The sequence below is a fragment of the Neobacillus mesonae genome, assembly GCF_001636315.1.
Classification (GTDB): Bacteria; Bacillota; Bacilli; order Bacillales; family Cytobacillaceae; genus Neobacillus; species Neobacillus mesonae.
In genome coordinates, this window is sequence record NZ_KV440949.1 from 3,554,845 (window position 1) to 3,581,722 (window position 26,878).

The window sequence follows — 26,878 nt, forward strand, 5'->3', positions numbered from 1 at the left end:
TGATCTGACCCAATAAAGTTAGACAAATATTTTAGGCTACTTTGAGGACCTGAGCTCGGTATTCTACCGGACTTAGGTCTTTTAATTTTGCCTTTATTCGTTTGTGATTGTAATAGTGAATATAGTCTTCTAATTCTTTTTCAAAATGCTCAATACTATCAAACTCCTGTAGATAAAGAAGTTCAGACTTTAATAAGCCAAAGAAATTTTCAATAACTGCATTGTCCAAACAATTACCCTTACGAGACATACTTTGTGTAATCTGGTACTGTTCTAATGTTTTTTGATACTGCTTCATTTGATAATGCCATCCTTGATCTGAATGGAGGATTACTTGGTCCCCAGGTTGAAGACGCTCAATCGCTTGATTTAACATATCGCCGACTAATTTATAAACTGGACGTTTCATCAAAGTATAAGCGATTATTTCTCCATTACATAAATCAAGTACTGGTGAGAGGTAACGTTTCTCACCGAATAAGTGGAATTCTGTAACATCAGTTACCCATTTTTCATTCAGCTTCTCGGCAGAAAAGTCGCGGTTTAGTAGGTTTGGAGCGGTTTTTCCTACATTTCCTTTATAAGAACGATACTTTTTCATTCGAACTAGGCATTTTAGGCCGATTTCATTCATTAAACGATTGATAGTTTTCGGATCGTGATGAAATCCTTTTTTCTCTAGTTCTTTCGCTATACGACGGTACCCATAACGACCTTTATGTTCATGAAAAATCTCTTTGATAGCTTCTTTTACTTCGGCATATTTATCAGCTTGATTTAATCGTTTTTCCCAATAATAATACGTACTACGTGGAATGTCAGCGACTTCAACTAAATCCACGACTTCATAATGATCCTTTAGTTCAAAAATTACTTGCGCTTTGATTTTGTTTGTAATTTTTCCTGCATTTGAACTAAAGCATTCAACTTTTTTAGGTAAGCATTTTCCATTTCTAATCTAGCGATTTTTTCTTGCAGTGCTTCGACTGACCCTTCTGCAGGTATTGATTTTTTTGAATCGATTTTCTTTGCTTTCTTTTTCATTGGTGGACGCCCCTTTTTCTTCTTTTCTAGGGCACCAATTCCACCTTGTTCAAATTTACTTCTCCAATTACGAATCAGTCTAGGAGATGAAATATTGAATATGGCCGCTGCATCGTAAGATGATGTACCCGTTTCGTTCATATAATTCAGTACATCCATTTTAAACTGTAGGGAGTAGCTTGTATATTTTTTTTGAAAAGCTTCTATACCTTGTTGTTCGTAAAGTCGTATCCATCCACTCACAATATTAAGGGATACCTTTGCCTCCTGCGCAATCGCCTTGATAGATTCACTCCCATATACATACCGTAAAACAATTTGTATTCTTTCTTCAGCTGTAAATTTGGCCATAAAAAAAACCCCCTAAACGATAGAATGGTGTCTAACATTTAGGGGGCATTTCAGTGAAATTAGGCTTTTTTATTTTCTTGGCAGGAAGTGTGAGAAATTTCCTTCTTAATAAATAATAACAGGATCGTATTTACTAAGATTATCATACACGATTTTCATTATACTAGGTGGAGTGTTGACACAGCCGGCGGAACCAGCCGTAAGATAGGCACTACTCGACCAGTTCCTCCGCCAACTGGCATCGTGGAATCCTTGGCCATCATTCGTAAAGGGAGCCCAATAAGATACTTTAACAGAATAATTAGGATTACCAGCTGCGCTGCCCCTAAGGGTATGTGGTGATTGTTTAAAAAGAATATACCAAACTCCGGGATGTGTACCTTCATTTGTACTATGTTTGCCTGTAACCACATTCGTTGTAACAGCTAATTTTCCATTTTTGTAAATCCAAATACGCTGCTGGGCAATTGACACTTCCGCATACGTATCACCAATGCCATTATTTGTTGTAGTTTCATAGCCAATGGGTTCATAGTCCCAGCCGTTGCCGTAAATATTAGAAGCTGGAATAGATTGTTCCCCTTTTTCAAAAGCCTCCTGAATTCTCGCCGTTTCTTTCTCAATATTTAATGCCCAGCCATAGCCTTGTCCTTTGACCGAAATGACCGAGCCTGAATGGGTTTTAAATGAAAAGTTTTTATTTAATGTAGACTGAGAACGATTAATTTCATCGATTTTGTTCTTTATGTCACTCGCAGAGATTGTAATCTTCTTATCTTTTGACAAAGAGGCATCTTTAATTAATTCACTGGCATTTAAAGTATACACTTGATCTTGTACCTTATAATCAACTGTTCTTTGAAGGAGATCCTGAAATAGATTCTCCTCTTCTTTTATAATCGGGCTGTCCGCTTTTATTGGCTGTAACAATACTGGGTTCAGATGGATATCACTGTTATATTTCTGTTTCTGGTAATCCTCTAATATTCTCGCGATATCATACTGTTCTCCATTAATACTTTTTGAGATGACAATTTTACCTTGTTCCAATTTCGCTTCAGCATCTTGAGGTGCTTTTAGTTCCTTATTCATGGATAAAAGTTTTTCTTCTACTTGCTTCTTTAACGTTTGGCCTCGGAACTGCTCCATCTTATCTGGTATCAACAAATAATTTTGTACCTTTGAGGAAGGAAAAAATGTCCACTGGCTTTTTAATATTTTCTTGATTTCAGGCAAATCTTGTTCCGTAAAACCCATCTCTGTTTCTTTTTCATCTAAAATTTTTTGTTGTCCAACATAGACTTTATTTGTTAATACAGATGTTTTTAATTTTTTTATTGCCTGATCTGCAGTCAGCCCACCGACTATTGTGTCATTAATCGTAATTTGCGAATTGAACCGGGTTGCTTGATAATAGCTCATTCCCGCAAATAGGAGTGTAATAATAGTGATAATGCCAATTACAATAAAATTCCTTTTTGCACGTGGTTTGAATCGATTAACCCGTTCTTGAACCACTTCTTCAATTGTTTCATTTAGTGTACTCATAAACATTCCCTCCGCATACCTGATACTCCTTATATCAAAGTCCCCTAATATTAACCTTGTGAAATTTGTATCCAAAAAATTCCGATTTAATTACAATACTATTAAATTATTACTACAATTATATTATAATAATCGCGATAAAATTGTCGTAATTTGTATAAAAGAGAAAATATTAGAGTGGTATCTAATACAGCATACGAAGAAGAACTATTTATAAAAAGGTCAATTATATTCTCTTGCTAATAAAGGTTCCGCCCGATTAATGTATTTCAGAAACAAATTTAGTAAAATTCTTTGTTCACTAAACCGGCGCAACGGTCTGGCCCTCGAGTTTTATCGAATAATTGCAATAAATTAGTTAATAAGTATTTTGGGCTATTTATATCTATGTCTAAATTCTCATGTAAAATACTGGAATAATTGTTACGATTCAAGTAATTACTAGAAAGGGGTTGAAATAATTGAATGGGAAAATGAGAAAAAACAAACGGAAATGGTTGGTGGGGATTGTCGGTGCAGCGCTGCTTGCGTCTCCTGTATTAGGTCAGTCGGCAAATGCCAATTCCTCAAGCAAATTGTATGGATTTACCGATACCAAGTCTAAATGGCAGACTCAGATTGAAAGCGCCCTCATGGGGAGTGTTAAGGAAAGTTCGCTTCAATACTATTCTGAAGGATTAGCGAAAAGACCAGCTTTAGCAGGTTCGGCAGGGAATGAAGAGGCATTAAAGTTCGCTGTAGATCAACTCCGTAAAGCTGGATTAAAACCTCAAGTAAAGACATATGATACGTATCTCTCCTCTCCTAAAAGCATCTCTGTCACTCAAACTGCTCCTATTAAAAAGGAATTGAAAGTAATAGAAGACTTAGATCCGCAGACGCCATATATAAACGACGTTATTCCTGGCTTTAATGCATATTCCCCATCAGGCACCGTTGAAGGCGAGGTCGTGTATGCCAACTATGGGACACCTGAGGATTTTGAAAAATTAAAGGAATTGGGCATCTCTTTAAAAGATAAGATTGTACTTACTCGATATGGTAAAAACTTCCGTGGTGTCAAACCTGACCTAGCCGCTCAGTATGGGGCAGCTGGTGTGCTCATTTATTCAGATCCCGCAGATTATGTAAGGGGTGATGTGTACCCTAAAGGTCCATGGCTTCCTAGTGACGGTATACAGAGAGGGAGTATTCTATCAATCTATAAATATCCTGGTGACCCGCTGACACCTGGTGAACCAGCGATAAAAGGTGTAAAGAGAATTGACCCTGCTAAAGCGGCTTCCCTGCCTAAAATTCCAACCACTCCGATTTCCTATGGGGAAGCAAAAGAGATCTTGAAAACCATGACCGGCCAGGAAGCCCCTGCAGCTTGGCAAGGAGGCCTGGATTTTACATATCACCTCGGTTCAGAGAATACAAAGGTCAAATTATCACTAGATATCGAATACGGCCAAAAACCTGTTAATGATGTGATTGTTACGATTCCGGGCTCCAAATATCCAAAAGAAAAAATTGTGATTGGCGCCCACAGAGATACATGGGCTTACGGTGCAAGTGATAATGTTTCTGGATGGGCTGCGACAATGGAAATTGCCAAGTCACTTGCAGAGCTGAGTAAAAAAGGGTGGCAGCCTGAGCGCACTATTGTTCTTGCTGGCTGGGATGGAGAAGAGCATGGACTAATCGGTTCAACAGAGTGGGTGGAAGAGGAACGCAAGGATTTAACGGAAAATGCCGTAGCCTATATCAATCTTGACGGAGTAGCCGGTCAAAACTTTTCGGCCTCTGCGGTTCCGTCATTAAATCAATTAATGTATGACATTACAAAAGCGGTCCCCAAACCAGGAACGGACGGTTCGGTCTTTGACCATTGGGTGAGCCGATCAGGCACTGATAAACCAAGATTAGGACAACTTGGCAGCGGCTCTGACTATACAGCGTTTATTCAGCATATAGGGGTTCCGTCGATTGGATTTGGTTTTAGTTCTCCAAATGGACTCAACCATAGTGCCTATGATAATTTGGATGCATTGCAGCGCTTTGATGATCCCGGTTATAAGCATCAAACCGCTGCAGCTGAAATGGCCGGCATCATGGCTTTACGATTAGCAAATGCAGAAGCACTTCCGTTTAAATACTCCGATTACGCAGACAATGTCCTGGCTCTCATTCAAGAAATTAAGAAAAATGACACATTCGGTGTAGACCTTCGCCGCTTTGAAGAAAATACACTAAAATGGAGAAACGCAGCTCTATCTCTTGAACAGGCTAGCGCCAAGATATTAGCAGATAACAAAGTCACAAAAACGGAGGAAAAACAATTAAAAGAAATCAACAGAGCCTTGCTTCAGCAGGAGCGTGATTTCATTAATAAAAAAGGTCTTGCAAGCCGAGAATGGTTTAAACACCAAATTTGGGCACCAGGCTTAACGACAGGCTATGCTGCCCTTCCATTACCAGCATTAGCAGAAGCTCAAATGGCAGGAGATAAAAATGCATTTAAGAAAGCAGTTAAAAATTTAGAAAAGGCCCTGCAAGAAGCAGCCAAGACGGCTGATAAAGCTATAAAGTAAATGCCTCTTGAACCAATAAAAGCATGGCGTCCCTGCCATGCTTTTTCAGCATCTCTTTATTAAATAAATTGTATCCTTTGTAAAACTAGGTTTTGGCCTCTCCTGAGTAAAGGCTTTTTTCAACATGACATAATTATAAAATATTAAATTAGTTCTTTACAAAAAAATGTTCTTTTAATAATGTCTTTCTATTTTTAAATAGAGGGCATTTTTCAGGCCGTTCAGACCGAGCAATTATGAGCGCTTCCTTGCCGGTACAGGCGGTCAATACCCGAAACCCTTTACGTTGCAAATAGGTCTGCATCTCCTCCAGCATGCCCGGTTCGTCCTCCACAAGCAACAATCTCGGTTCCATTCTCATCACATCTTCCTTTTAGAGAATGTTCAAAAAGGAGACTCCAGAGATCGGAGGCCATTTTGAACATTCACTTGTAGTCCGTTTTCATTCAGGAAGTTATCACTTACCAAAATTATAACGTGATTTAATAGGTTTCTGAGATAATCCATGCAAATAGTGGAAGATCTGCATAAGTTCTCGATATTTGTTTTGTAAAATAGCAGTGGAAGGAGGGAAATCGTCATGAATAGAAAACTCGTTTCATTCGTAATACTTTGTACACTTCTACTTGTACCAACGATTGTCTTTGCTGAAGGGACTGGTGTTGGTTATGGTAGTATCACCCCCGGGCGGCTCTTGACTTTCGCAGCTGGCGTGATTGGGCTAAGCAGCGCGGTTGTTGCTGGGATTGCTCTTGCCCGTCAAGCCAGTCGTTTTTCCACTGGTCAATGGCCTGTTTTGTCCATCGTGTTGAGTCTGTTTTGTGTGCTTCTCTCTGTTTTTCATCTATACGTTACCCCTAGTGGTTTTGGTACCGGAAAAGGGCGTGCTGGAGCGATCATAGCGATCGTGATTGGGCTGATCGGTTTGGTGCTTGGTGGCATGGCTTGGACCCGTTCTCTTCGTAACAAATAATTTGACTATTTTTTCTGTCCCTCTTGAGAACGTGCTTTAAAGGGCGCAGGATCTGATAATGGAAAGAGAAAATTTTGTAAACTGGCAGTGAAAGGAGAAAAATTGTCATGAATAAAAAACTTATTTCATTCGTAATCTTTTGTGCATTTTTACTTGTGCCAACGATTGCCTCAGCTGAACAGGTCTACGGTTTTACTCCCGCACGACTCAAGATCCTTGTGACCGTAGGGATGGGGTTGGGAAGTGTAGTCATCAGTTGGTTGTCTTTGACCCGTGCCTCTGGTAGTTTCGGCAAAGGCAATTGGAAAATTGGGACCATCGTGGCCGTCGTGTTGGCATTGATTGCCTATTTCATCGCTGCCCCGCATTTTGGTCACACTCCCGGCGATATTGGTTCTGGTAACGGGCGTGGTGGTGCCGCCTTTGCCATGATACTGTCGTTCATCACGATAATCCTCTCTGGAATGGCTTGGTTCGCCTCCCGATATCGCACCGGCTGACCCGACCATGGTGCTTTAAATAAGAACAGGAATGTATATAGCCCTGTTCTTATTACCAATGTTCAATAATTACAATCACATTTTAGGAGCTTCCATACCCATCTCTGCCCATTCCTCTTTTGATGGACCATAAAAAGACACGGAACCGATAAACCAGCTTGACGCATAAGAATAGTCATTTGTCCTCGATGATGAATTTGGTGTGGTATTAAAAAAATAATTTCTTAAAACGGTTCTTTGTTTTATTAATAATGTTCAACAATCGGGCGCGATTCTGGAACAAGGTTTGCGCTCATTTTTCATTTTAAGGCCATTTAACTGAGTAGGAAATATTAGATAATCTGTAAAAAAAGACATCTTTTAACGAATAGATGTCCTTTTTAACACGTGGCTAAGTTTTAACCCTAAGATCAAACTTAACTAGTTTTTTGTTTTGGATTTTTCGTGGAACTACTCTGGATTTTAGATAGGGAAGTAAATAAGTAAAATAATCCTGGAAGAATGATTCCCATTCCAACAATTAAATATATTTGACGTGTGGATAAATCTAATAAGCTAGTTGAAGCAAATAAAATACCTAAAGGCATAGTAATACGAAGAAATAATAATCGAACTGCACTTAATTGGGATAATCGATCTCTTGGAGCATCTCGTTGGAAAATTGCCGCACTTTGAGAATTAAAAAGAGGAAACAGAAATCCTCCAGTTAATTCACAAATCCATGCAATAGGAACCGCATGAACAAAAAACAGGAGTACGAACGAAAGACCTCCTCCAACCAAACCGAAGTACATTGTTTTATACGTTTTAGGCAACTTCGAAAGTAAGGCTGTTCCAATGGCATAACCGACTGGGAAAGCGCCTGAAAAAATTGCATATTCCCAATAATCCCCCCCTAAATCACCTCTTATAAAAGGAATATTAATTACCATCGTAGCTCCAACCGCAAATTGTACGATTGAAGAGAGAAACGTGAGACGTAAAAGATGTCGATACTTGAAAAATACCTTATAGCCCTCTTTTATTTCTGCCCACCAAAACTTCTTTGTCCAAGTTGCCACTTTTTCCTTACTTGACTGTGAAATACGTGAGAGAGCAATATAGCTAACAATGAACATAGCAGAAGAAAAACCATAGATAAAATGCATGGGACTGACTAACAAAAGTAAGGAAGTAGCTCCGGGCGCGATAAAACTCATAAGCCGAATGGTTCCATCCAATAAACCATTTGCTTCGACAAGCTCTTCCCTTTTACAGATTTCAGGTAGAAGTGAAAAAGATAGACTTGCGTAAATCGGCTGCATCAATCCTAGAAGGCATTGTAGAACGACTAATCCGAAAATAGTTCCCACGTCTGTACCAATTAAATAACCAGCTAGTGGAAGAATGTAGGCTCCCCCACGAATTAACTGTATGTTTCGAAGCACTTTTTCTTTTACAACATGGTTTAAGAAGGGAGCACTTATACCTTGCAAAATTAAAGAAGGAATAAAATAAATAAGCCAAAGTGCACCCATCCATTCCTTTGATCCTGTTAGTTCATACAGCAACAATCCATTAATGATCCCTCCGGCTGATCCACCAAATTCTGATACGATTTTACCTATCCAAAGTGCTTTAAATGACTTAGAGAACTTCTTCATATATGAACTCCAAGGTACTGAGTGAGCTGTCCAGAAAAAGCATTGATCTGCGTTAGATTTACCGAATAGATCCCCTTATCAACACGAATAAACTTTGCTGCTTTTAATATAGAAAGCTGGTGGTGTAGTGTTGTTTTAGAAGTATTAAACTGAACGCTCAATTCTTGAAGCGATAACGGTCCCTTAAGAAGCTGGTAAAGCAATTTCAATCGAAGTTCATCCCCTAATGCCTTGTGACCACGAATTAATTCATTCGATGGAACACCTGGTTCCATCAAATATTCTTCCTTCAAAGGATAAAAGAAGAGTTTAGTATCAGGTGTACGTTTTTCTAAGACCCACGGACGATAAGATACATGTGGAATTAGTTTAACAGTCCAGACAGAGGGTTCAGGATGATACTTGATTCCACCAGTAATTTGTTCGATTTGATCAATAGGATTCGTGATATCTAGTGACCTGTATTGTTTCTGCTCAAAAGCAAGTGCCTGGGTCCACTTCTCCCACTCTTCTTGTTGGCTTACCCACTTATACCACTCAACCAATGTATTGTTGAGTAGATCGTAAATTTCTTGATGCGAATAATGACCAAGAACACGAACATATTCAGCTAAGTAGTCATGAGTATCAAAATATGTAGCATACTTCTCAAATAATTCACTTCGATGATGTTCAATGGCTGTCGCTTTTCTAATTGGCTCAGTATTTCGATTCTTGTAAGGTAAAAGTGTTTCATAAAAACAATCAATTGGAATTTCTAAGAGACGATTCAAAAAATCTTGAACAGATGAAGAGGATAGTTTGTTTTGAAGCATGATCAACGCATACCAAAAGTTGGTTTCCTCAATCACTTTTAAATGCTTTATTAGTGATGTAGGCATTGAGTCTTGCTCAGATATCCACTTTTCATCTAAATCGAATGTATGTCGAAGTTTTGTATGTGTATAGCCTGCAATACCTAAAATAACTTCCCAAACTAATGACGATTCAACTTTAAGAGAGATTGTTTCAACAGGTTGAGGTAAATAATACTTCATACATTTTCCCCCCCTTATAGAATATTTAAATATATTCTAAGTTAATCGAATTCGAAATTCAATAATTTTTGAATCGTTTTGAGTTATTCCATAATAGGGCGTGTTTCTGTAACAAGAACAGGAAGAAGGAAATAGAACAATTATGAAAGAATATTAGATGTATATGCGGTGCTGAATATTGGTTTTATATAGAAGTATAGGGGGAGCAGAAATATGCAAAAAGTAGTTGAGGGAATTAATCATTGGATAAAAAGATTACCAGAAGAGTATAACTCTATGTCTAAAAAAGAAATTTCTAATCGACCATTACCAAATAAATGGTCTAAAAAAGAGATTCCTGGGACATCTATGTGACTCTGCGATAAATAATATTGAAAGGTTTATAAAAATTCAATATGAAGAACCCGTGTATGTTATTCAATCGTATAATCAAGACCAATGGGTAATGGTTCAGAATTATCAAGATAGACCACTTGATGAAATAGTAAACCTTTTTCAGACATTAAATAAGCAAATTGTTAATCTTGTTAAGAACATTCCTAACGAAAAGCTATCCAACCTTTGTAACATAGGAAATAATCAATATAAGACACTAGAGTGGCTTATACAAGATTATCTTGAGCATATGGAACACCATATTCACAATCAAATCTTAATTAAAAATTACGATCTATAATTAAGTACTTATTCAAGTAAAGGGCGCCATTCTTTAATCAGTGGCGTCTTTTTATATTGGGAGATATTGTGTGAGGTAAAGGGTATTTGGTCCATTCTCTTACTAAAGCTCATTTCCGATATAAAGTCATTCTAGTGATACCGAATTTTCCCTTGTACAGTATGGTATACCGTTTTGCTTGTGACATACGCCGTGCGTTAAATGATAGGTTTTTTGTATTTTCAAGTCGCCAATGGTCCCCGTAAAAAACAATTTAATTATGCTAATAGGCTCGCTAACGACAGTATTCATACGAACTAAAGAACCATTTACATAAAATTTTGTCTCCAATAAAATAAAAAACAGTTACATATGAGTTAAATATTGGAAAACTATTAACCTATGTAACCTAAAAATGAACCAGATGAATACGCAAACCCAAAAAAGGAGATGAAATGGTTGAAAAAGAAACTCTGTATCATTGGCAGTGGTGTTGCGGGGCTGCACCTGGCTTATGCCCTAAATGACGAATTTGATGTCACCGTCATTGAACGAAAATCACCAGAGCAAATGAAAAAAGGGCAAATCACGTCTACCCAGGTACATTTTGGACCAACTAGGACCCGTGAAAGACGCTTTCAAATGTTGTCATGGCAAGAACAGCCTCTTATAGAAAGTATTCATCTAACGATTGGAAATCAAAAGTTATTTGTAGGAAAGCTGGATGAACCAGCCTTATCGGTAGATCAACGATTATATTACTCCTATTCTATAAAAGATCTTGAAGAAAAAGGAATTTTCTTCCGTTTGGAAAAAATAGATAAAGAGGGTGCGGAATTACTGCTGGATAAGTTTGACTTAGTGATTGATTGCACAGGGAAAAATGGCCCTCTTTTTCCGTTCCCTATTGATGAGGACTTGTCACCTTTTCAAACTCCTCAGCGAAAATGTATCGTAGGTTATTTTACAGGTATCAAACCAACTACGCCACTGGGAGTAAGTGTAACAGTTCTTCCCAAGTTAGGTGAAATGTTTGAAATACCCGCAATGACCCAACACGGTCCAGTTACGATCTTGTTCCTTATGGCAGTACCGTACAGTGAACTAGACGTATTTAAAGGAATCAAAAATGCAGAAGCGTTTACTACTAAAATGAAAAGTACGATACAACAATTTTTCCCGGAAATTTATTCCCGTATGAATGAGCAAAATCTTGCTTTAAGCGATGAACATGGTTTTCTTCAAACTGCCGTAACACCTGTTATTCGAAAGCCCTATCTCATGGTTAAAAATAAGCTGGTCGTGGGCTGCGGTGATAGTGTATTTCTTAATGATCCTATTACCGGTCAAGGCTGTAATCTCTCTTCATACTGTGCTGAACAATTGTATGAAACCCTGATGGAATATAAACATTCGAAGTGGGATCTTAAAACAGGGGAGTCCTATTGGAATCGAACGAAAAAGTATGTCAAGGAAGTAACTGAATGGACGAATGCCATGACCCAGCCATTACCTGAGCATGTTGTTCAAATGCTGCTTAAGGGTGCACAGGATCAAACAATTGCAAACGAAGTTGCTGAATGGTTTGCCCAACCGACAAAAGCGTATGAAGTGTTTTTTTCACATTCAATAAAATAATAGTCTTTCTTTTCTATTCGATGAAGCTAGAAACTAATCCGTTATTCTATTAAAGGTCGTATTTCGAGAATAAAGATTAGTCTAATAACATTCTCAAAACGATGCTATTTACTAAAAAATTATTATGAATCAGTCATATTAAGTAGATCCTGTATGAAAGATCTATAAAAGAGAAAGGGGAATAGATGTAAATGAAGTTTAGAATGGCGAAGAAAAGTGATTTAAAAGAAATTGTGCGCTTACTAGCAGATGATGAACTGGGATCCAAACGAGAGAAATATGAAGACCCTTTACCAAAGGCTTATTATAATGCCTTCTCAGCAATTGAAAATCAAGGTGGTAATCAAATCTTATTAGTTATTAAAGATGAAATCATAATAGGGTGTTTGCAATTAACGATTATCCCCGGATTAGCTAGGTTAGGAATGAAACGGGCTCAAATTGAGGGAGTACGTGTTGATCAAAATTACAGAGGGCAAAAGATTGGTGAAGCTTTATTTCGGGAAGCAATTACAATAGCAAAATCCGAAGGTTGTGGTCTTGTACAGTTAACTACCGATAAAGAGCGTAAAGATGCCTTCCGCTTTTATGAAAAATTAGGCTTTACCTCCACACATGAAGGCATGAAGTTAATTCTAAATTAAAATAAATCATCTATTCCACAATCGGGGCCATTGCAGAAAATTACAACCTAATTCATCGCAATAATACGAAGGGATAGCCGCCAAAATAAATCGATAACAACAAGCTGACCCAAAACAGTCATCATTCAACGACCATTTGAGTCAGCCTCTTTTTAGAATACCTTTGCCCCAGCGTTATTTAATCGGAATCCAAATTTCTGAGTAGTAATCAGGGCTCCCAGCATCACCACTGAAATACACTTCCATTTCAGGTGTGCCGGCATGCTCATAAGGATTGGATGGAAACCATTCAGTGAAGATTTGTTTCCACACCTTTTGGATAGCATCGGGCATGGCCCCATGTACTTCAAATACTGCCCATTTCGAGGCTGGGATCTCAAGCGCTGATAAACCATCCGGCACGTCCCCAGCAGAATCAGCAGCAATCCAATAATCGATTAATCCTGGATGCTGACAGCGTTTATCCACGCATATACCGAGCAATGCCTTTAATTCCCCAGTATTTAATTTAATTAATTGATTGTCAGTTCCATCTGCATTGACGTTCTCCCACATTTTAGGAATCCCTCGCAGATTCTCTCCATTGACACAGGAAAACTCTCTTTTGACACCAACCGCTTGAAAACTTTCTTTCTCAATGATTTTGTAATTCATCGGTTCCGCTCCTTTTAGACTCACCTGAATCATCAGGCGGTTATAAGATCTCAGCATTCCGCTGTGTGTTCGGACTTGACTTGGCGTCATCCCATGCTGCCGGCGAAATGCCTTAGTAAAAGCCTCCGGAGTTTCGTAGCCATATTTAAGGGCGATATCAATGACTTTGCTGTTCGTATTCAATAATTCTTGGGCAGCGAGTGTCAATCGTCTCCGGCGGATATATTCTCCTGTTGAGATGTCTGTTAGGATAGAGAAAATCCGCTGGAAATGAAATTCTGACACATTCGCTTGTTTTGCGATATTTTCAATCGATAATGAGGAATCAGTTAAATGTTCTTCCATATAATCAATTGCCTTTTGTAATGATTCGACCCATCCCATAGCTCTCACTCCTTGATACAATCTTAAACGACAGATGAAGGCGAATCCTGTTCATTCCTGCTCTCATCGGACAGATTTTGATTCCTTCCTATTTAGGATAGGCGATTCCCTCACCGCTTCAACATTTATGGGGAAATGTGGAATTATTTTAGTGAAAAGAGACCAAGGTATTTTCCTTGGTTTTATTTTTGTGTTTGGTGCCTGACCCCCAGTGTATTGAAGTATCAACGTAGCGGGCACAGGTACCATTTAAATAGGGGATTGAATTACCTATTAAAAAAATAAGTGCTTGCTGCCACCAAAAATTAGAGGAACTTATGAAAGTTCCTTCACCAATAGCTGTCATTGGAAACACTTAAGTTGATTATCCGGATAGAAATGTCGCCAATAGCTGTTATTGGAAACACTTATGTTGGTTTTTTGAATAGAAATGTCACCAATAGCTGCCATTGGAAACACTTATGTTGACTTTTTGGATAGAAATGTCGCCAATAGCTGCGATTGGAAACACTTATGTTGACTTTTCGAATAGAAATGTCGCCAATAGCTGCGATTGGAAACACTTATGTTGACTTTTCGAATAGAAATGTCGCCAAAAGCCGCCATTGGAAACACTCATGTTGGTTTTTTGAATAGAAATGTCGCCAAAAGCCACCATTGGGAACACTTATGTTAGTTTTTTGAATAGAAATGTTGCCAATAGCAGCCATTGAATAAACATGGTGCCTGACCCCCAGTGTATTAAAGCATTAACGCAGCGGGGGGACAGGCACCATTTCATATTATTTTACCGGTAGCCGCCTTTGTGGGAATAGACCTGCGTCTATAAGCGGAAGAAGATCGGGATCATCCTCAGCCATTTCGAGAAAAATTGTATCCTCGTCCAAATCAAACACTTCTTCCAGCTGCCGGGCTGCTTCTTCCAATCTGCCTAGTAATGAGAGAAAAGCGGCCCTATTATATTTTAAGTATAAATCATCGGGGTGCAGCTCCAATGCATATTCAATACATTCCAGTGCTTCGCCAAGGCGTTCTTGCAATCGATAGGTAATCCCCAGTTCGTTGAGGACCTCAGGATCCTCAGGTTGAAGCTGTAAGGCTTTTCTTAAGACTATCTCAGCATTTTGATAGTCCTCCAACCCGGCGTACACTTTACCAAGGTATAAATACCCCCTGTCAGCATCAGGCTCCATGTCGAGGTATTTTATATAAACAGCCTTAGCTTCCTCCAGCCTTTCCTGTAAAAATAAGATCAAGCCAAGCAAATTTAAAAATTCCGGCTCATTTTGTTCCTCGACAAGCGTTTCCATTAAGCTTTGGGCTTTGAATAAATACTCCGCCTGTTTCTTCTCGCTCATATCATCCCTTTCATTCACGTAAAGGGAGGCAAGCTTATAAGCTAGATCAGGATTCCAATGTAATTGCAGCGCTTGTTCCAACACCTTAATGGCATCCTCCGAAATAGACATCTGCAGGTAAAAATCAGAAAACCAAGCAGCCGCCATACTATTATCTGGATCAAGCTTCATGGCTGATTCGTAGAGGTTGATGGCGATACCTAGGTGGAAACTGATTTTCGTCAAACTTGTTATCCTTTTTAACAAGCCTTTCTGTTCGTTTCTGTCTCTTTCCTCCAGCAAAGCTGCGACAACTTTTTCATAGGCTGCTGCACTATTCATAAAGATGATGCTTTTTTCCTCATTTTTCAGCTCTAATTTTTTCAAATCAGCGCTGAGTTGATTAATAGACTTTGTCTTCGAATAGATTTCTATCAGTGTTTCAAACCAATCCCTTGAATCGAAGTATTTCTGTATGGCTTGAAGACATTCTTTTTTCGCTTTTTTCCGTTCACCTTTCTTTAAAAGGAGTTTAACCTGATGGTGCAAAAGCTGAGGCGATTCAGGTGAATGCTTCAGTGCCTTCGTTAAATACTCCTCTTCCTTTTTTAGATTCCCTAGCTTTCCGTAAATATAGGCGATTGAATCATTTAAAAAGGCCAGATCATATTTTTTTCTATCCAGCTTCTTGACCTTTTGCAAAAAGTCCTCAACCATGGAAGGAGCGTCCATCAGAGAAAGGATGTCTTCAATGGAGACAGAGTAAGGGTCGAGAGCGAATGCTTCCAATAAGTAATGAAGTTCGACTATTCTATTTTCTTCAAGGCTTGCGATGCTGGCCAAGTCCAACATTGCCTGTCCATGGGCTGGATCAAGCGTAAGTACTTTTTGGTAAAAGCCTTTGGCCTTCTCATATTCTTCTGATTTAGCATGGATTTCTCCAAGCCTGTAGAGAGGAAGAATATCGACTTTCATGGTCAGCGCATGCTCTTGATAGCTTTTCGCTTTGTTCAAATACCCGTTTTGCTCATACAAGCAGCCAATATAACAGACGAGAAGAAAATCATCGTCTCTATGGGCACGCTCTTCTTCTATAAACTCAATGCCTCTCCTGTAAAAGGGTGTGTCCTCAATAAGACTAGTGTACCATTCAAGTGCCATTTCTAGAGCTGTATACGGGTTTCTTGCATTTTTTTAGCTTCCATTTCATCACCCTATATTTTTTCATTCTTGCCTTTTTAGTATAGGGATATGGTATTTCAAATAATCCAGTTACATATTTCCTGCAAACTTGAACAAAGGAGAAACCGGGTATTTTTATTAATCCTGTTTATTTAATGAATTTTAGTGCTATAATTTTATGATCTGGTAAAACATATAAAATAAAGATTTCGGTGTTTTTGCCATTTAGTTTTACCAACGAAACAGCGCGTTCAATATGCCTTACAGCCCATAAGAACGGACCAAAGCTTTGAGAGGTTAAGCCTCCATTATGAACCATAACAATCATTTAAAGAGGAAGTGAGCTTAGTGATCAATATAACAATTCCAAAAGCTGATGTGACAATTACCAAAAAGGATCATCCTGAACTAAGTAATATTTATGGATTTACCGATTTTCACCTTATCCCAAGAGATAAAGGTGGAATATTTATGTTTTACAATGATAAAAAGGAATTATTGTTCGTAGGTAAAGCTAGGAAGTTAAGACAGAGAATTAAGAAACATTTTGAGGATAATGTGTCCCCGATGAAAGAGCACAGGGATGAAGTGACTAAGATTGCGGTTTGTATTGTTGAAGAACCAGTTCATAGAGAAATTTATGAAACCTATGTCATTAATGAATTAAAGGCAAAGTACAATGTAGATAAAGTTTTTTTCGAGTAATCTTGATTAATGGGTGATGAATAATCCTCATTTAGAATCATAACGGAGAGATCCGGATCAAATGTGTAAATTTTATCGTAAAAAAGATAAATAATAATTTAGGTCTTCTATTTTCAAAATTAATAGAGGAGCTTTTTTATTTCTAACATTTGGTGCCTAAACTCTGTTGTTCTATTTTAATTATGTAATCTGAAAATAAATAAGACCGCATAAGATGCGGTCTTATTTATTTTCAGATTGCCTTTCGGTACACGTAAGAGGAATACCCGCTGTATATCTTTTTCCCGCTTACCGTCTTATAGGCTCTTACTTTGTAATAATAGGTTTTCCCTTTGGTCAACCGTTTGTTCGTATAGCTTAAGGTCGAACTAGAGACCGTCGCCATTTTTGTGTAGGACCCTTTGGAAGAAGTGGCCCGAAGGACTTCATAACCGCTTGCTTCTGTTACCTTTCCCCAGGATACCTTTGTCGAGGTCGTACTTACTCTCGAAGCTTTTACGCCCGTAGGTGCTGCAAGGACTGGTTTGGCTGAAACAACTGCGGAATAAGGGCTGTACACTCTTGTGCTATTAACGTTACGGTAAGCTCGGACTTTATAATAATACGTCCTTCCTGTTGTCAGCCTCGTGTTGGTATACGAGGAAGCACTTCCGCTCGCGGTAGCCACATAGCTGTATGTGCCTGTTTTTGATGTAGCTCTGTATACCTGATAATATTGTGCCCCGCTTACTTTCCCCCAGCTCACTTTGGCCGCCGTGTATCCTGCGGATGTGGCTTTAACTGATGTTGGGACAGCTGTGTTTTTGGCAAATCGGGCATATAACACTTTATTTTCCGTAATCGCATTTTTGACCTGGAACGGTAAATTGTCAGTTGAGTATTGGAACCAGCCGATAAAGGAATACCCTGTTTTTACAGGAGCCTTTGGAAGGACGGCGTATTTCCCATGGTCTATCTTTTGGGAAGAAATCGTCTTCCCGGAGTCAGACTTGAAGGTAACTGAATACTGCTTCAGGGCAAATTTCGCGTTCACGGTCATGTCGCTTTTTACAGAGCTAGTATCTTGATCCCATCCTGTAAACCTAAAGCCTGTCTTGCCTGTCATGTTGACCGAAGGAGGGGTGGCTGATTTTCCGTGCTCCACGGTTTGGGTCTCGATTTTTTTCCCATCCTGCAAAAACGTGACCTGATAGGTCTTCAGCTGGTATTGCGCCGTTAGTGTCCCGTGATAGTACACCCTCTCCAATAAGTAGGCCGGATCCCATTCTATGAACTCATAGCCTTCTCTCACAGGAAGTGTCACAGGTGCTATTGCCGGGGAGCCGTACTTTACAATTTCTGTTCCAAGAATAGTGCCGTCATAGTCCTGATAGGTAATGGTGAATTCTTGACGCTCGAATTTCGGGTAGACAATCATATTCGATGAAACATTCGAAATGTCTTGATCCCATCCGTCAAGATAATACCCTGCAGGTACCGTGATATTATTCGTGGGCGGTGTGGCAGCTTCCCCATGCTGCACGTATTGCTTGGATATGATTCCCCATGTTTTGTCTTTGAACACCACTTCATAGGTCTTTTTCCAATAGCTAGCTATCACAACCATGTCAGAATGTATAGGATTATAAAAATCAGCCCACTCGGCGTCATACCCTTCTTTCTGCGGCAGCGGCGGCGGGGTAATGCTCTCCCCATCCTTCACAACCCTGGTGTCGATGATCGCTCCGTCCTCCGCCTTGAAGACGACCGTATGGATTCTGTCATATTGGGCATATATCGTTAGATCGTCAACAGGGTTCGCATAATCGCCGGACCATCCTGTAAATCGATATCCTTGCCTCTCAGCAACAGCTGGCGGGGTGACCGTTTTGCCGAACGTTGCCCGCTCCGTTTTCAGTTCCGTCCCGTCATAATCGACAAAGGTAATCAGGAACCACTCTTTTACGTCAACGCTCACATCCACCTTCCAGTCATTATAGGTGATGATCGCCACCTGTTGCCCCGATTTACTCGAATCAAACGTTGTCACCATCTCGTTTGTAATCGGAACGGATATCTCCGTTCCATCTGCGTGCTTGACATTCAGCGTGCCATAGGCAGGGTCGAACGGAGCCCCTTGCACATAGGTCGTTCTCGGGTGATTGCCAATCGTGACTGATTGAATCTCTCCACTGTCCACTACAGGGTTTGATCGCAGTTCTGGATACGGATAAGATGGATTGCCTCCCATCGTCCAGGCGTAATCAAAGGAAAAGTCCTGGAAGCTTTCAGCTTTCTTCATCGCATCTGCATCAAGGTATCTCACATTTTCATTGCCATTCCACTTGCCTTCCCCGACGACGGAAGTGGCGTTATTGTGGTAGCAGTTTTGGATGGTGACTGGATACTGTGCATTCGCTACCAGTCCATGCTTGCTTTTTCCTGCATTATAGGAAGCTTCGATCGTCGTACGATATCCTGTCGTGTGTACAAGCCCGCCGCCGGAACTCCCGTCATTCACATCGCCTGTGTTAAAGGAACTGTAAAGCGAGGCTGGTTTAATTGTATCCCCGCCAAAGTACCCCAATAAGCCGCCGGCCAGATCTGACACAATGCTACCCGTGTTGTAGCTTTGTTCTATAGAAGCGTTGTTTGCAACAAACGCCCCGATCCCTCCTGTATAACTGGTTCCGCTGACAGAAGCTGCATTAAAACTATAGCGGACCGACGTTTGTGTCACAAATCCCACTAACCCGCCTGCATATTCCGAAGACATAATGTTCCCGAAATTCCCATTCTTACTGATGGACGTATTTTCCGCGGATGCCGTAATCCCAGCTGCTTCGCCGTGAGGGTTGCCTGCAGTGCCATTGTACTGTGCCGTGACGTTGCCTTTGTTTACATTTTGGTAGGCTTCAACCAAGTTCAAGCTTGCAGATATTCCTCCGGCTATTGGTGAGTCGGCTTCTGCAACAACTGTCGCCACGTTTCGGGAATCCCCCACATAGCCGCCTTTTCCATCCATTGATCCAACGATTCCGCCTGCATGAGCGGCAAACGGGGACACCGCCTTTACGCTTCCGCTGTAAACCACATGATGGATTCGGGTACTTACAGCATGCCCCGCCAGGCCACCAGCCCGCACATCTGCTTCAGAACCCGTGGTTATCGCTTCAACGGAACTTTCAACGATGCGGACATTTTGCAATTCTGCTTTTACTGTGTATCCAAACAATCCGGTATAGATGGTATTTTCCGACTTTACATGGATTTTCATGCCAGTAATCGTATGTCCATTCCCGTCAAATACCCCAGTGAACGGAATGCGTTCATTCCCGATCGGCCTCCATCCTCCGGCAGCTGTACTTTCCCCAGCAAGGTCGATATCCTTCATCAAGAGGTACTTCCCGTCTGGATTGACCCTCATTTTTTCCATATCTGCTGCGGAGTAAATGCCCGTATATCCTGCAGGTAAACTCTGATTCTCGCTTCCTTGTACAATGAGGGGTAATGCGCTCATCATGGCAAAAAATACAAGAAACATAGATAATAGGGGGGATAAACCGAATTTAATTTGACCTAATCTCGTATACATCAAGCTCTCCTTTTTCGTTAAAAAATTAATTAGAATATAACAGGTAAAGTGTAATACAATTAAATCCCATCTACAATAGACACTTGGTAGAAATAAAGTATGACAGGATTAAAGTCTGATAGCGTTCTTTGTCAAAAACTATAAAGATATTTCTAAAACAATTTTTCGTCATAAATTTCTATATAATTAAACATAAATAGTTCTGTAAATAGAATCGACGTTTTATTATAGTTTCATTAACATATTCTGGTATAGACTATATACAAAAAGCTATAAGAGGATTTAGTAGTGATTATAAAAAATTGTTAGATGATAAATAGATAGAGAAGTAGGGGAGTGGTTTAAATGAATCAATTTCTTCAGATGGGAGCAAATACAGTTTTAAGTTCCCCAAAAGGTAACGTTACTGTTAGCTACGAAATTTCTAATTCGATAGATGTTTCCTTAACAGCTTTCCTTTTAACTGATTCTGACAAGGTACAAGGAGATAGTGGGATTATTTTTTATAATCAACCAAAGAGCCCTTCTGGCGCTGCTGCCCTTTTACCGTCAGAGAAAGTAGGTAATACAAAAGTACATAGAATTAATTTTGACATGAGCAAAGTCCCTGAAGGTATTAATAAAATAGCGATAACTCTTACGGAGGATAATAGCACGGGGTTTTCAAATGTAAAGAATTTAAAGGCTGAGATATGTACCGATAATACTATTATCCAGTTAACCCCATCTGGTTTCACAAATGAAAATGGAATCGTAGTATTAGAATTATATCTAAGAAATGGTCAGACAAAAGCAAAAGCAATTTGGAGTGGGTTTAATTCTGGGCTTGAAGGGTTATGTAAAAATTATGGAGTTGAGGTTGAATCTGATGAGCAAAACAAGCCTTCTGAACCTAAAACTATTCAAAAACTACCCCCAAAAGAATCTGATAAGACTCTAACTGTTTCTGAAAATATAAATAGACAAAACACGTTGTCACCGATAAGCCTTGAAAAGGTAAAGGGTAAGATAAGTCTCGAAAAGGGCCAAAAGCCAGTTATCATTGAAAAAACACCAGAAATTACTGCTACGGTATCTTGGAAGACTGGGACAGATTACGATATATATGCTTTGGTCTATACAAAGAATGGCAGACAGATAGATGTAGCTATGTTTGGGGCAGAAGAAATTCCTCCCCTCAGAAGTTTTAGCAACGGAGCAGTAGAACATAAGGGTGATGTTGGGAGAAATAGCGGATCAACTAAGACAGAAGTAATTAAATTAAGGTTAAATAATGATATTCTCGCAGTTGTTCCCGTAGTTTATTCTGCTCAGTCTAATGGGACAGGCTCATTCTATAGATACAAGGTGTCAATGAGTATAGATAATCATAATGGAACCTCCGTTACCATATCCGCCAAACATGCAAATAATAATGATAGAATTTATTCCTGTGTGCCTGGAATACTTCATAATACGCCAGACGGAGTTATTATAAGCCCATTGGAGCTTTATAGTACACCGAACTCGGAGCACAGACCTATACTTAGGATGGGGTCTTCAAATATGGTAGAAGTTATAATGGATAAAGGACCAATAAATGATTATAAGTAGCCAAGAATTATTTAAAATTTGAAAACAAAATAGCTAGACAGATAAACCTTTAATCTTTATTTGTCATGTCTAGCTTCTTTTTCCGTCTTGATGTATTCCAATATGTCTTTCTTCATTTCTCTATCTCCTTTGTGGGGAGGGATTTTCCACAATCCCTCGCTTATCCATTTTATGTAAATTGCTCTTTCGGCTACTACTTGATATCCTCGTTATCAAGACCCTCGTAAGAAAAATAATACCCTAGCAAATCTACATACTATAACAATCCACCTTTGTCTTACTGATTTTATAAATCAATGATGTTCTTGAGCGTTTCGGGAATAGAATACTTTCCATCATGCTTTTTTCTCCTTTAGTTAAGCACCAGCCTCTCCTAAAAATACATTCATGGAGAAATATGGGTGTATTTTGAGTCTTTCATTGCCAAAAGGGGGCCCTTTGTCTCATGGAAAAAGTATCTTTTCTTTGAACCTTATAAGAAATTCTTATTGAAAACTATAATTATTAACAAATATATTTATTGCCGAAATAAGATTACACTTGATGTAGATGGAAAGGGGTGGAAATATTAATGGAATATATAATTCTTTTTATCGTTGGAATTTGTGCCACAACATTGGGGACGCTGGCTGGCGGCGGGGGATTAATCAACCTTCCCATCATGCTGATTATGGGGATACCTGTCCACTCGGCAATCGGAGCCAATAAAGTATCAAATACGGTTAGCTCATTCTCAAGCTTTTTCTATCTGCTTAAAAAGAAGGAAATCTCCTTAAAGGAATCATTTTGGATTATCCCTGTCAGTATTTGTGGAGGCATTAGCGGGGGCTTTATTGCATCGCGGATTTCAGGGGAAAGTATGTATATCATCGCCATCGTCCTGCTCATCTTTGCATTTTGCGTTTCCTTTATTGGAAAAGGGGATTTTTCCGGGATGGAGCCTTTGAAGTTCAATAAAATTAGTGCGACAGGACTTTATAGTATTGGGATTTATGACGGTCTATTTGGTCCTGGCCAAGGGACATTGCTGCTTTATTTATTTGGCTATTTAAATCTCGCTTACATTCGGGCTGTTGCTTTAGTACGGCTTGCTACTTTTTCAAGCTGCTTTGGGGCAGCCGTTACCTACATCGCTACAGGTAAAATTATCTGGCCGATTGCATTGTCGCTGCTACTGGGGTCTCTCACAGGGGCACAAATTGGAGTAAGGATTGCCCAAAACTTAAAACCGCAATATATAAAACCAATATTAAGAATTGTCACTGCCGCACTCATTGTTCAAATATTTGCTGAAAATGTTCTTTAATCTAAGTCGTTCTTAGGGTGCATGTTCTCCAGTGTATTAAAGAATTAACGTAGTGGGGGACAGGCACCAATTTTAGGGGATTATTTATGAAAATCAAAATCAAAAGACTGCTATTAGCTCCATGATAAATAGTACGTGTTCTATCATATTATTTTAATATTAAGCATTTTTATTTGAACTGTAACAATATAGTTAATATATCATTTCATTAATAACATGCCTGATACTAAGTGCGGTGTTAGACACCAATATCGAAGGTATCTCATTTACTTAAAATAAGGTGAACCTTACCATAAATAAATGTGGTTTGTTTATTGATAAGGGTAATTTAGAGATTAAAGTCATTCTCCATAAAAAAAGTAATTTCACTTTTTTTAATCCAAATTGGATGGTTGTTTTTGCTCTTGCGATGAATTTAGTTTTTTTGTTTATCAGGATTTTCATATCCAAATGAAAAAAAGAGCTTTTTATTAAGCTCTTTTACAATATTAATCCATCTTTCATTGTAATAATATGATCGGCATAGGAAAGCATTTCTTCATCATGGGTTACCATTAAAGTTGTAATGTTTAACGTCTTGGTCAAATCTCTGATTAGCTTCATGACATCTTTTGATCTTTTTGAATCTAAGCTTGCTGTAGGCTCATCTGCGAATAGCATTTTAGGTTTGTGAATAATAGCACGGGCAATAGCTATCCGCTGCTTTTCCCCTCCGGAAAGAGAAGCGGGGTAAGCATCTTTTCGATGGTCCATTTCGACCAATTGCAGAATCTTTTTCACTTCCTCTTTTTGTTCACGTTTTTTCATTTTTGTCTCTGCTACGTCTAACATCAGCAGTAACTGCTCTTCTACGGTGAGAAAAGGAACTAGATGAGAGAATTGGAAGACAAATCCAAACTGTCTTGCTCGAATTTTTCGAATTTCCTCTTGATTCATTTCAGTCATGTTTTCCCCGTCAAGAAGGACTTGTCCGTCAGATGCCCGTTGAAGTCCTGCTGCAATGGTTAGGATTGTACTTTTACCTGAACCAGAAGCACCGACTAAGGCAGTAATTTCACCTTCTTTAAGTGAAAGATTAATTCCTTTTAATACTTGCTCTTCTACCTCACCATTTGTAAACGATTTTTTAACTTCATTAATTGTAAAGGTTGTCATCTTACATCTCTCCTTGTTGAATGGCTTGTAGCGGTTCGATTTTTTTAATTTGCATGCCTGAAAGTGTAGCGCCGATGAATCCAATGACAAAGAAAATGATGGATAATTGAACAGTTGTTCCAAGGGTTAGACTAAAAGGCATTCCGTTAGGTGCAATTAAATTAAAGCCGTGACTTAAAGCAACCGATAAAACAAGAGCAACTGTAGTGATAAATAACATTTGCGACCACATCATCCCGAAAAGAGCACTAGTTTTCACACCGATTGCTTTTAAGATACCGTACAATCCAATTTTTTGAACGTTCATCATGTAGAAGAAAATGGCAAACAGCATGCCGCTAATGGCAACTAAAAACCAAATAATCATATTGAGCGACATTTGCTCTGCGCTATAGCTCGGAATGGTGTTAAGGAATTCTTTATTTGTAAAGGACTGTAATCCTGCGATAGAATCGGCTTTATCTTTTCCAGGTACGAATACCAATTGCATCTCACTCACACGGTATATTTCCTTGTAATTTTCCATATTGATATAGGCAACAGGGGTATGGCTATATTTCTTCTGATCAACAAAACCTTTCACTTTAAATTCACCATTGAACTGATTATTGGTTAAGATATCTCCTACTTTAATTCCGTCCTTTTCCATTGAACGATCTAGGACAATTTCTCCTTTACCGACGTTTTCAAATAATGTGGAGTCAGTTGAGGTAACAAAAGCTACACTATGCTGTTGGTCATCTGCATCGTTCACAAAACCCATTTGAATAGAAAATGCTGCTGCATCTTTTTGTTTAGATAGAATCTTTTTCTGCAAACCTTCGTCGATTTTTGAAAGATTATAGGTCTCCTTCGCATTGGAATTCATATAAAAATGCCCTTCTGGCAGGTCTTTTATTAAAGCTGCATTATCTTGGGATAACCCATTTGATAATCCAGAAATGATAAATGTTAAAAAACTTACTAGAAAAATAATGGAACCTAAGATCAAAAACTTTATTTTACTCTTCTTCATTTCTTTCCATGCAATATTCATGTTCTCGCCTCCATCTCTTTAGTACTTCTTGAGTATATGCTTGCAATATGAACGGAGTATGAATGTATAATTACAGATTCTTGCTATCGCGATATATTGATTTCAGGATAAAAACAATTGACCGGTAATATGGAATCAGGGATTTAACAACAATAGCGTTTATACAGCTGATCTGAAAACAATTAACTTAGATTATGCGGGTTCTTGCAGTCATTGAAAAACTGGTGGGGAATATATCCCAGTAAATAACAGAGGCTGTAAAGGTTGTTTATATATAGAAAAAAACCCCCACTTTGAAAAGATTGACCAAAGTGGGGGTTGTTATTTCGATTGGATAAAATTTTTATAAAAGAGTTTGATAAAAACCAAATGTCGAGAGTCCATTTAATTGTATCTGTTCAAATGCTTATCTCAGTATCTTGTTAATCAATTCGAGTTCTCTGTCAACGACATTTTGGTCTGTTGTATCTATTACAAAAAGGACATCGATTTGTTTATTCACTTGCTTTACCAGCTGGGAGAACTTATGATCATCCTCGGCTTCTACGATTACAGACACTTTTGAAACTACTTTCGCCTCTTTGTATAATACTAATTCTGGTGCTGGGGCGAAAGCATTTCCACGGTATAGTTATACCAATAAGGATAATTTTTTTTGTTGTTTTCTAAATGGTTTAACCAGAGTTTTGAATTTGGTCCATTAACTGTTTGACTCATAACCATCTGTAAGACTGCTTTTGCGGATATGCCGTATCATCGGTTAAAGTTTTATCTGATTAAAAGTTATAAAAAAATAAGGTTAATCGACAAAATTCTTAGGTTTTTATATAGATTTAAATAGACTGAAAACCGCCACTTTAACAGGTACGGAGAACCGTAAGCATAAGTAATTGGGGTTTTTTAAAAGGACGCAATGTCATTAAAATAATTGATCTATGGCCAAAAGGTGGTGCATATCCCACGGTGTATTTAGGTTTGAACACCGGAGGGAGGACAGGCACTATTTTCAATCTAAAAAGGAAGATCATCATCATTAATTTTTATCGGCTGCTTCGGCCACATTACTTCTGTTTCCACTGTCTCATCATTATTGATAATTTCTCCACATTTTTCACAGCTGATAAACGTATTATTTAAATGAAATCCTACATATCCGTGCGTACACTCCTGTATGTCCCATATTGTTTCCCAATCGATTTCAAATGTGTAATCACATTTTTTGCAATAAAACTCCACACTTCCGAAATCTTCTTTTTGTCTCTTTTTTGATTTTTTCTTCTTTTTTTTGCCCATTATTCAAACTCCATAAAATTAGTGAATTAGGTGAGAAGATATTTATGTTA

Annotated in this window: 21 protein-coding genes and 1 pseudogene; 9 read left to right on the top strand and 13 right to left on the bottom strand. The window is 38.8% G+C overall.

Annotated features, from left to right (window positions below; translation table 11 throughout):
- Positions 1-31 precede the first annotated feature (31 nt).
- Both A6749_RS27740 and A6749_RS16565 read right to left on the bottom strand, forming a co-directional pair.
- A protein-coding gene (locus tag A6749_RS27740; RefSeq protein ID WP_153043032.1) for an IS3 family transposase occupies positions 32-1,395 on the bottom strand; the annotation gives its coding sequence in 2 pieces (ribosomal slippage) (positions 32-936 and positions 936-1,395; 1,365 coding nt in all).
- A 105-nt stretch (positions 1,396-1,500) separates the two neighbouring features.
- Positions 1,501-2,943 carry a L,D-transpeptidase family protein gene (locus tag A6749_RS16565; protein ID WP_407937514.1) on the bottom strand — a complete coding sequence of 481 codons (1,443 nt, stop codon included), beginning with the start codon at positions 2,941-2,943 and terminating at the stop codon, positions 1,501-1,503.
- Positions 2,944-3,404: 461 nt separating this feature from the next.
- On the opposite strand from A6749_RS16565, the gene A6749_RS16570 reads away from it, so the two are divergent.
- A complete protein-coding gene (locus A6749_RS16570) occupies positions 3,405-5,519 on the top strand; it encodes a M28 family peptidase (RefSeq protein WP_153043033.1) in 2,115 nt (704 codons plus the stop codon).
- A 148-nt stretch (positions 5,520-5,667) separates the two neighbouring features.
- Here the strand turns inward: A6749_RS16570 and A6749_RS16575 are convergent, their stop codons facing one another.
- On the bottom strand, positions 5,668-5,874 hold the full coding sequence (locus A6749_RS16575; RefSeq protein ID WP_236719687.1) for a response regulator transcription factor: 207 nt from the start codon (positions 5,872-5,874) through the stop codon (positions 5,668-5,670).
- A 225-nt stretch (positions 5,875-6,099) separates the two neighbouring features.
- Here A6749_RS16575 and A6749_RS16580 point away from each other — a divergent pair, with 225 nt between their 5' ends.
- Positions 6,100-6,492, top strand: a complete 393-nt coding sequence (locus tag A6749_RS16580) for a DUF6223 family protein (protein ID WP_066392119.1) — start codon at positions 6,100-6,102, stop codon at positions 6,490-6,492.
- A gap of 107 nt (positions 6,493-6,599) precedes the next feature.
- Complete coding sequence (locus A6749_RS16585; RefSeq protein WP_066392129.1) at positions 6,600-6,992, top strand: DUF6223 family protein; 393 nt, start codon at positions 6,600-6,602, stop codon at positions 6,990-6,992.
- Between the two features lie 75 nt (positions 6,993-7,067).
- Here A6749_RS16585 and A6749_RS27745 read toward each other — a convergent pair.
- From A6749_RS27745 to A6749_RS16595, 3 genes and pseudogenes are all read right to left on the bottom strand, one after another.
- A pseudogene (locus A6749_RS27745) lies at positions 7,068-7,213 on the bottom strand (DinB family protein); the annotation flags it as partial.
- A 195-nt stretch (positions 7,214-7,408) separates the two neighbouring features.
- Complete coding sequence (locus tag A6749_RS16590; protein WP_066392146.1) at positions 7,409-8,635, bottom strand: MFS transporter; 1,227 nt, start codon at positions 8,633-8,635, stop codon at positions 7,409-7,411.
- Positions 8,632-9,672, bottom strand: coding sequence for an ArsR/SmtB family transcription factor (locus A6749_RS16595; protein WP_066392159.1), 1,041 nt, complete (start codon positions 9,670-9,672; stop codon positions 8,632-8,634). Before A6749_RS16595 ends, A6749_RS16590 begins: the two co-directional genes overlap by 4 nt.
- Positions 9,673-9,885: 213 nt before the next feature.
- Here A6749_RS16595 and A6749_RS28970 point away from each other — a divergent pair, with 213 nt between their 5' ends.
- The 3 genes from A6749_RS28970 to A6749_RS16610 all read left to right on the top strand — a co-directional run bounded on the left by A6749_RS28970 (position 9,886) and on the right by A6749_RS16610 (position 12,609).
- Complete coding sequence (locus A6749_RS28970) at positions 9,886-10,026, top strand: hypothetical protein (protein WP_236719688.1); 141 nt, start codon at positions 9,886-9,888, stop codon at positions 10,024-10,026.
- Between the two features lie 760 nt (positions 10,027-10,786).
- Positions 10,787-11,965, top strand: coding sequence for a styrene monooxygenase/indole monooxygenase family protein (locus A6749_RS16605; protein ID WP_066392164.1), 1,179 nt, complete (start codon positions 10,787-10,789; stop codon positions 11,963-11,965).
- A 191-nt stretch (positions 11,966-12,156) separates the two neighbouring features.
- Complete coding sequence (locus A6749_RS16610) at positions 12,157-12,609, top strand: GNAT family N-acetyltransferase (RefSeq protein ID WP_066392177.1); 453 nt, start codon at positions 12,157-12,159, stop codon at positions 12,607-12,609.
- A gap of 174 nt (positions 12,610-12,783) precedes the next feature.
- Here A6749_RS16610 and A6749_RS16615 read toward each other — a convergent pair whose 3' ends face one another.
- Both A6749_RS16615 and A6749_RS16620 read right to left on the bottom strand, forming a co-directional pair.
- The gene (locus tag A6749_RS16615) at positions 12,784-13,647 is read right to left on the bottom strand and encodes an AraC family transcriptional regulator (protein ID WP_066392186.1); all 864 of its coding nucleotides are present in this window, start codon (positions 13,645-13,647) and stop codon (positions 12,784-12,786) included.
- A gap of 782 nt (positions 13,648-14,429) precedes the next feature.
- The gene (locus A6749_RS16620; protein WP_084797876.1) at positions 14,430-16,145 is read right to left on the bottom strand and encodes a tetratricopeptide repeat protein; all 1,716 of its coding nucleotides are present in this window, start codon (positions 16,143-16,145) and stop codon (positions 14,430-14,432) included.
- 369 nt (positions 16,146-16,514) lie between these two features.
- Here A6749_RS16620 and A6749_RS16625 point away from each other — a divergent pair, with 369 nt between their 5' ends.
- Positions 16,515-16,871, top strand: a complete 357-nt coding sequence (locus A6749_RS16625; protein ID WP_066392190.1) for a nucleotide excision repair endonuclease — start codon at positions 16,515-16,517, stop codon at positions 16,869-16,871.
- A 232-nt stretch (positions 16,872-17,103) separates the two neighbouring features.
- Here A6749_RS16625 and A6749_RS16630 read toward each other — a convergent pair whose 3' ends face one another.
- Positions 17,104-20,445 carry a fibronectin type III domain-containing protein gene (locus A6749_RS16630; protein WP_066392192.1) on the bottom strand — a complete coding sequence of 1,114 codons (3,342 nt, stop codon included), beginning with the start codon at positions 20,443-20,445 and terminating at the stop codon, positions 17,104-17,106.
- A gap of 345 nt (positions 20,446-20,790) precedes the next feature.
- Here A6749_RS16630 and A6749_RS16635 point away from each other — a divergent pair, with 345 nt between their 5' ends.
- On the top strand, positions 20,791-22,038 hold the full coding sequence (locus A6749_RS16635; protein ID WP_066392201.1) for a TerD family protein: 1,248 nt from the start codon (positions 20,791-20,793) through the stop codon (positions 22,036-22,038).
- A 571-nt stretch (positions 22,039-22,609) separates the two neighbouring features.
- Positions 22,610-23,344: a sulfite exporter TauE/SafE family protein gene (locus tag A6749_RS16640; RefSeq protein ID WP_066392213.1), complete on the top strand. Its 735-nt coding sequence runs from the start codon at positions 22,610-22,612 to the stop codon at positions 23,342-23,344.
- A gap of 480 nt (positions 23,345-23,824) precedes the next feature.
- Here A6749_RS16640 and A6749_RS16645 read toward each other — a convergent pair whose 3' ends face one another.
- The 4 genes from A6749_RS16645 to A6749_RS16655 form a co-directional block, all read right to left on the bottom strand.
- The gene (locus tag A6749_RS16645) at positions 23,825-24,499 is read right to left on the bottom strand and encodes an ABC transporter ATP-binding protein (RefSeq protein WP_066392222.1); all 675 of its coding nucleotides are present in this window, start codon (positions 24,497-24,499) and stop codon (positions 23,825-23,827) included.
- Between the two features lies 1 nt (position 24,500).
- On the bottom strand, positions 24,501-25,535 hold the full coding sequence (locus tag A6749_RS16650; protein ID WP_066392229.1) for an ABC transporter permease: 1,035 nt from the start codon (positions 25,533-25,535) through the stop codon (positions 24,501-24,503).
- A 406-nt stretch (positions 25,536-25,941) separates the two neighbouring features.
- Complete coding sequence (locus A6749_RS28440) at positions 25,942-26,094, bottom strand: acetolactate synthase small subunit (RefSeq protein ID WP_161487154.1); 153 nt, start codon at positions 26,092-26,094, stop codon at positions 25,942-25,944.
- 452 nt (positions 26,095-26,546) lie between these two features.
- Positions 26,547-26,828 (bottom strand): hypothetical protein, encoded by a 282-nt coding sequence (locus tag A6749_RS16655; protein WP_066392238.1) that lies wholly within the window; start codon positions 26,826-26,828, stop codon positions 26,547-26,549.
- Positions 26,829-26,878 lie beyond the last annotated feature (50 nt).

Coding starts and splice junctions, on each gene's coding strand:
- A6749_RS16565 (WP_407937514.1), bottom strand. CDS start 2,943: ATGAGTACACTAAATGAAACAATTGAAGAAGTGGTTCAAGAACGGGTT.
- A6749_RS16575 (WP_236719687.1), bottom strand. CDS start 5,874: ATGGAACCGAGATTGTTGCTTGTGGAGGACGAACCGGGCATGCTGGAG.
- A6749_RS16580 (WP_066392119.1), top strand. CDS start 6,100: ATGAATAGAAAACTCGTTTCATTCGTAATACTTTGTACACTTCTACTT.
- A6749_RS16585 (WP_066392129.1), top strand. CDS start 6,600: ATGAATAAAAAACTTATTTCATTCGTAATCTTTTGTGCATTTTTACTT.
- A6749_RS16590 (WP_066392146.1), bottom strand. CDS start 8,635: ATGAAGAAGTTCTCTAAGTCATTTAAAGCACTTTGGATAGGTAAAATC.
- A6749_RS16595 (WP_066392159.1), bottom strand. CDS start 9,672: ATGAAGTATTATTTACCTCAACCTGTTGAAACAATCTCTCTTAAAGTT.
- A6749_RS28970 (WP_236719688.1), top strand. CDS start 9,886: ATGCAAAAAGTAGTTGAGGGAATTAATCATTGGATAAAAAGATTACCA.
- A6749_RS16610 (WP_066392177.1), top strand. CDS start 12,157: ATGAAGTTTAGAATGGCGAAGAAAAGTGATTTAAAAGAAATTGTGCGC.
- A6749_RS16615 (WP_066392186.1), bottom strand. CDS start 13,647: ATGGGATGGGTCGAATCATTACAAAAGGCAATTGATTATATGGAAGAA.
- A6749_RS16620 (WP_084797876.1), bottom strand. CDS start 16,145: ATGGCACTTGAATGGTACACTAGTCTTATTGAGGACACACCCTTTTAC.
- A6749_RS16630 (WP_066392192.1), bottom strand. CDS start 20,445: ATGTATACGAGATTAGGTCAAATTAAATTCGGTTTATCCCCCCTATTA.
- A6749_RS16635 (WP_066392201.1), top strand. CDS start 20,791: ATGAATCAATTTCTTCAGATGGGAGCAAATACAGTTTTAAGTTCCCCA.
- A6749_RS16640 (WP_066392213.1), top strand. CDS start 22,610: ATGGAATATATAATTCTTTTTATCGTTGGAATTTGTGCCACAACATTG.
- A6749_RS16645 (WP_066392222.1), bottom strand. CDS start 24,499: ATGACAACCTTTACAATTAATGAAGTTAAAAAATCGTTTACAAATGGT.
- A6749_RS16650 (WP_066392229.1), bottom strand. CDS start 25,535: ATGAATATTGCATGGAAAGAAATGAAGAAGAGTAAAATAAAGTTTTTG.
- A6749_RS16655 (WP_066392238.1), bottom strand. CDS start 26,828: ATGGGCAAAAAAAAGAAGAAAAAATCAAAAAAGAGACAAAAAGAAGAT.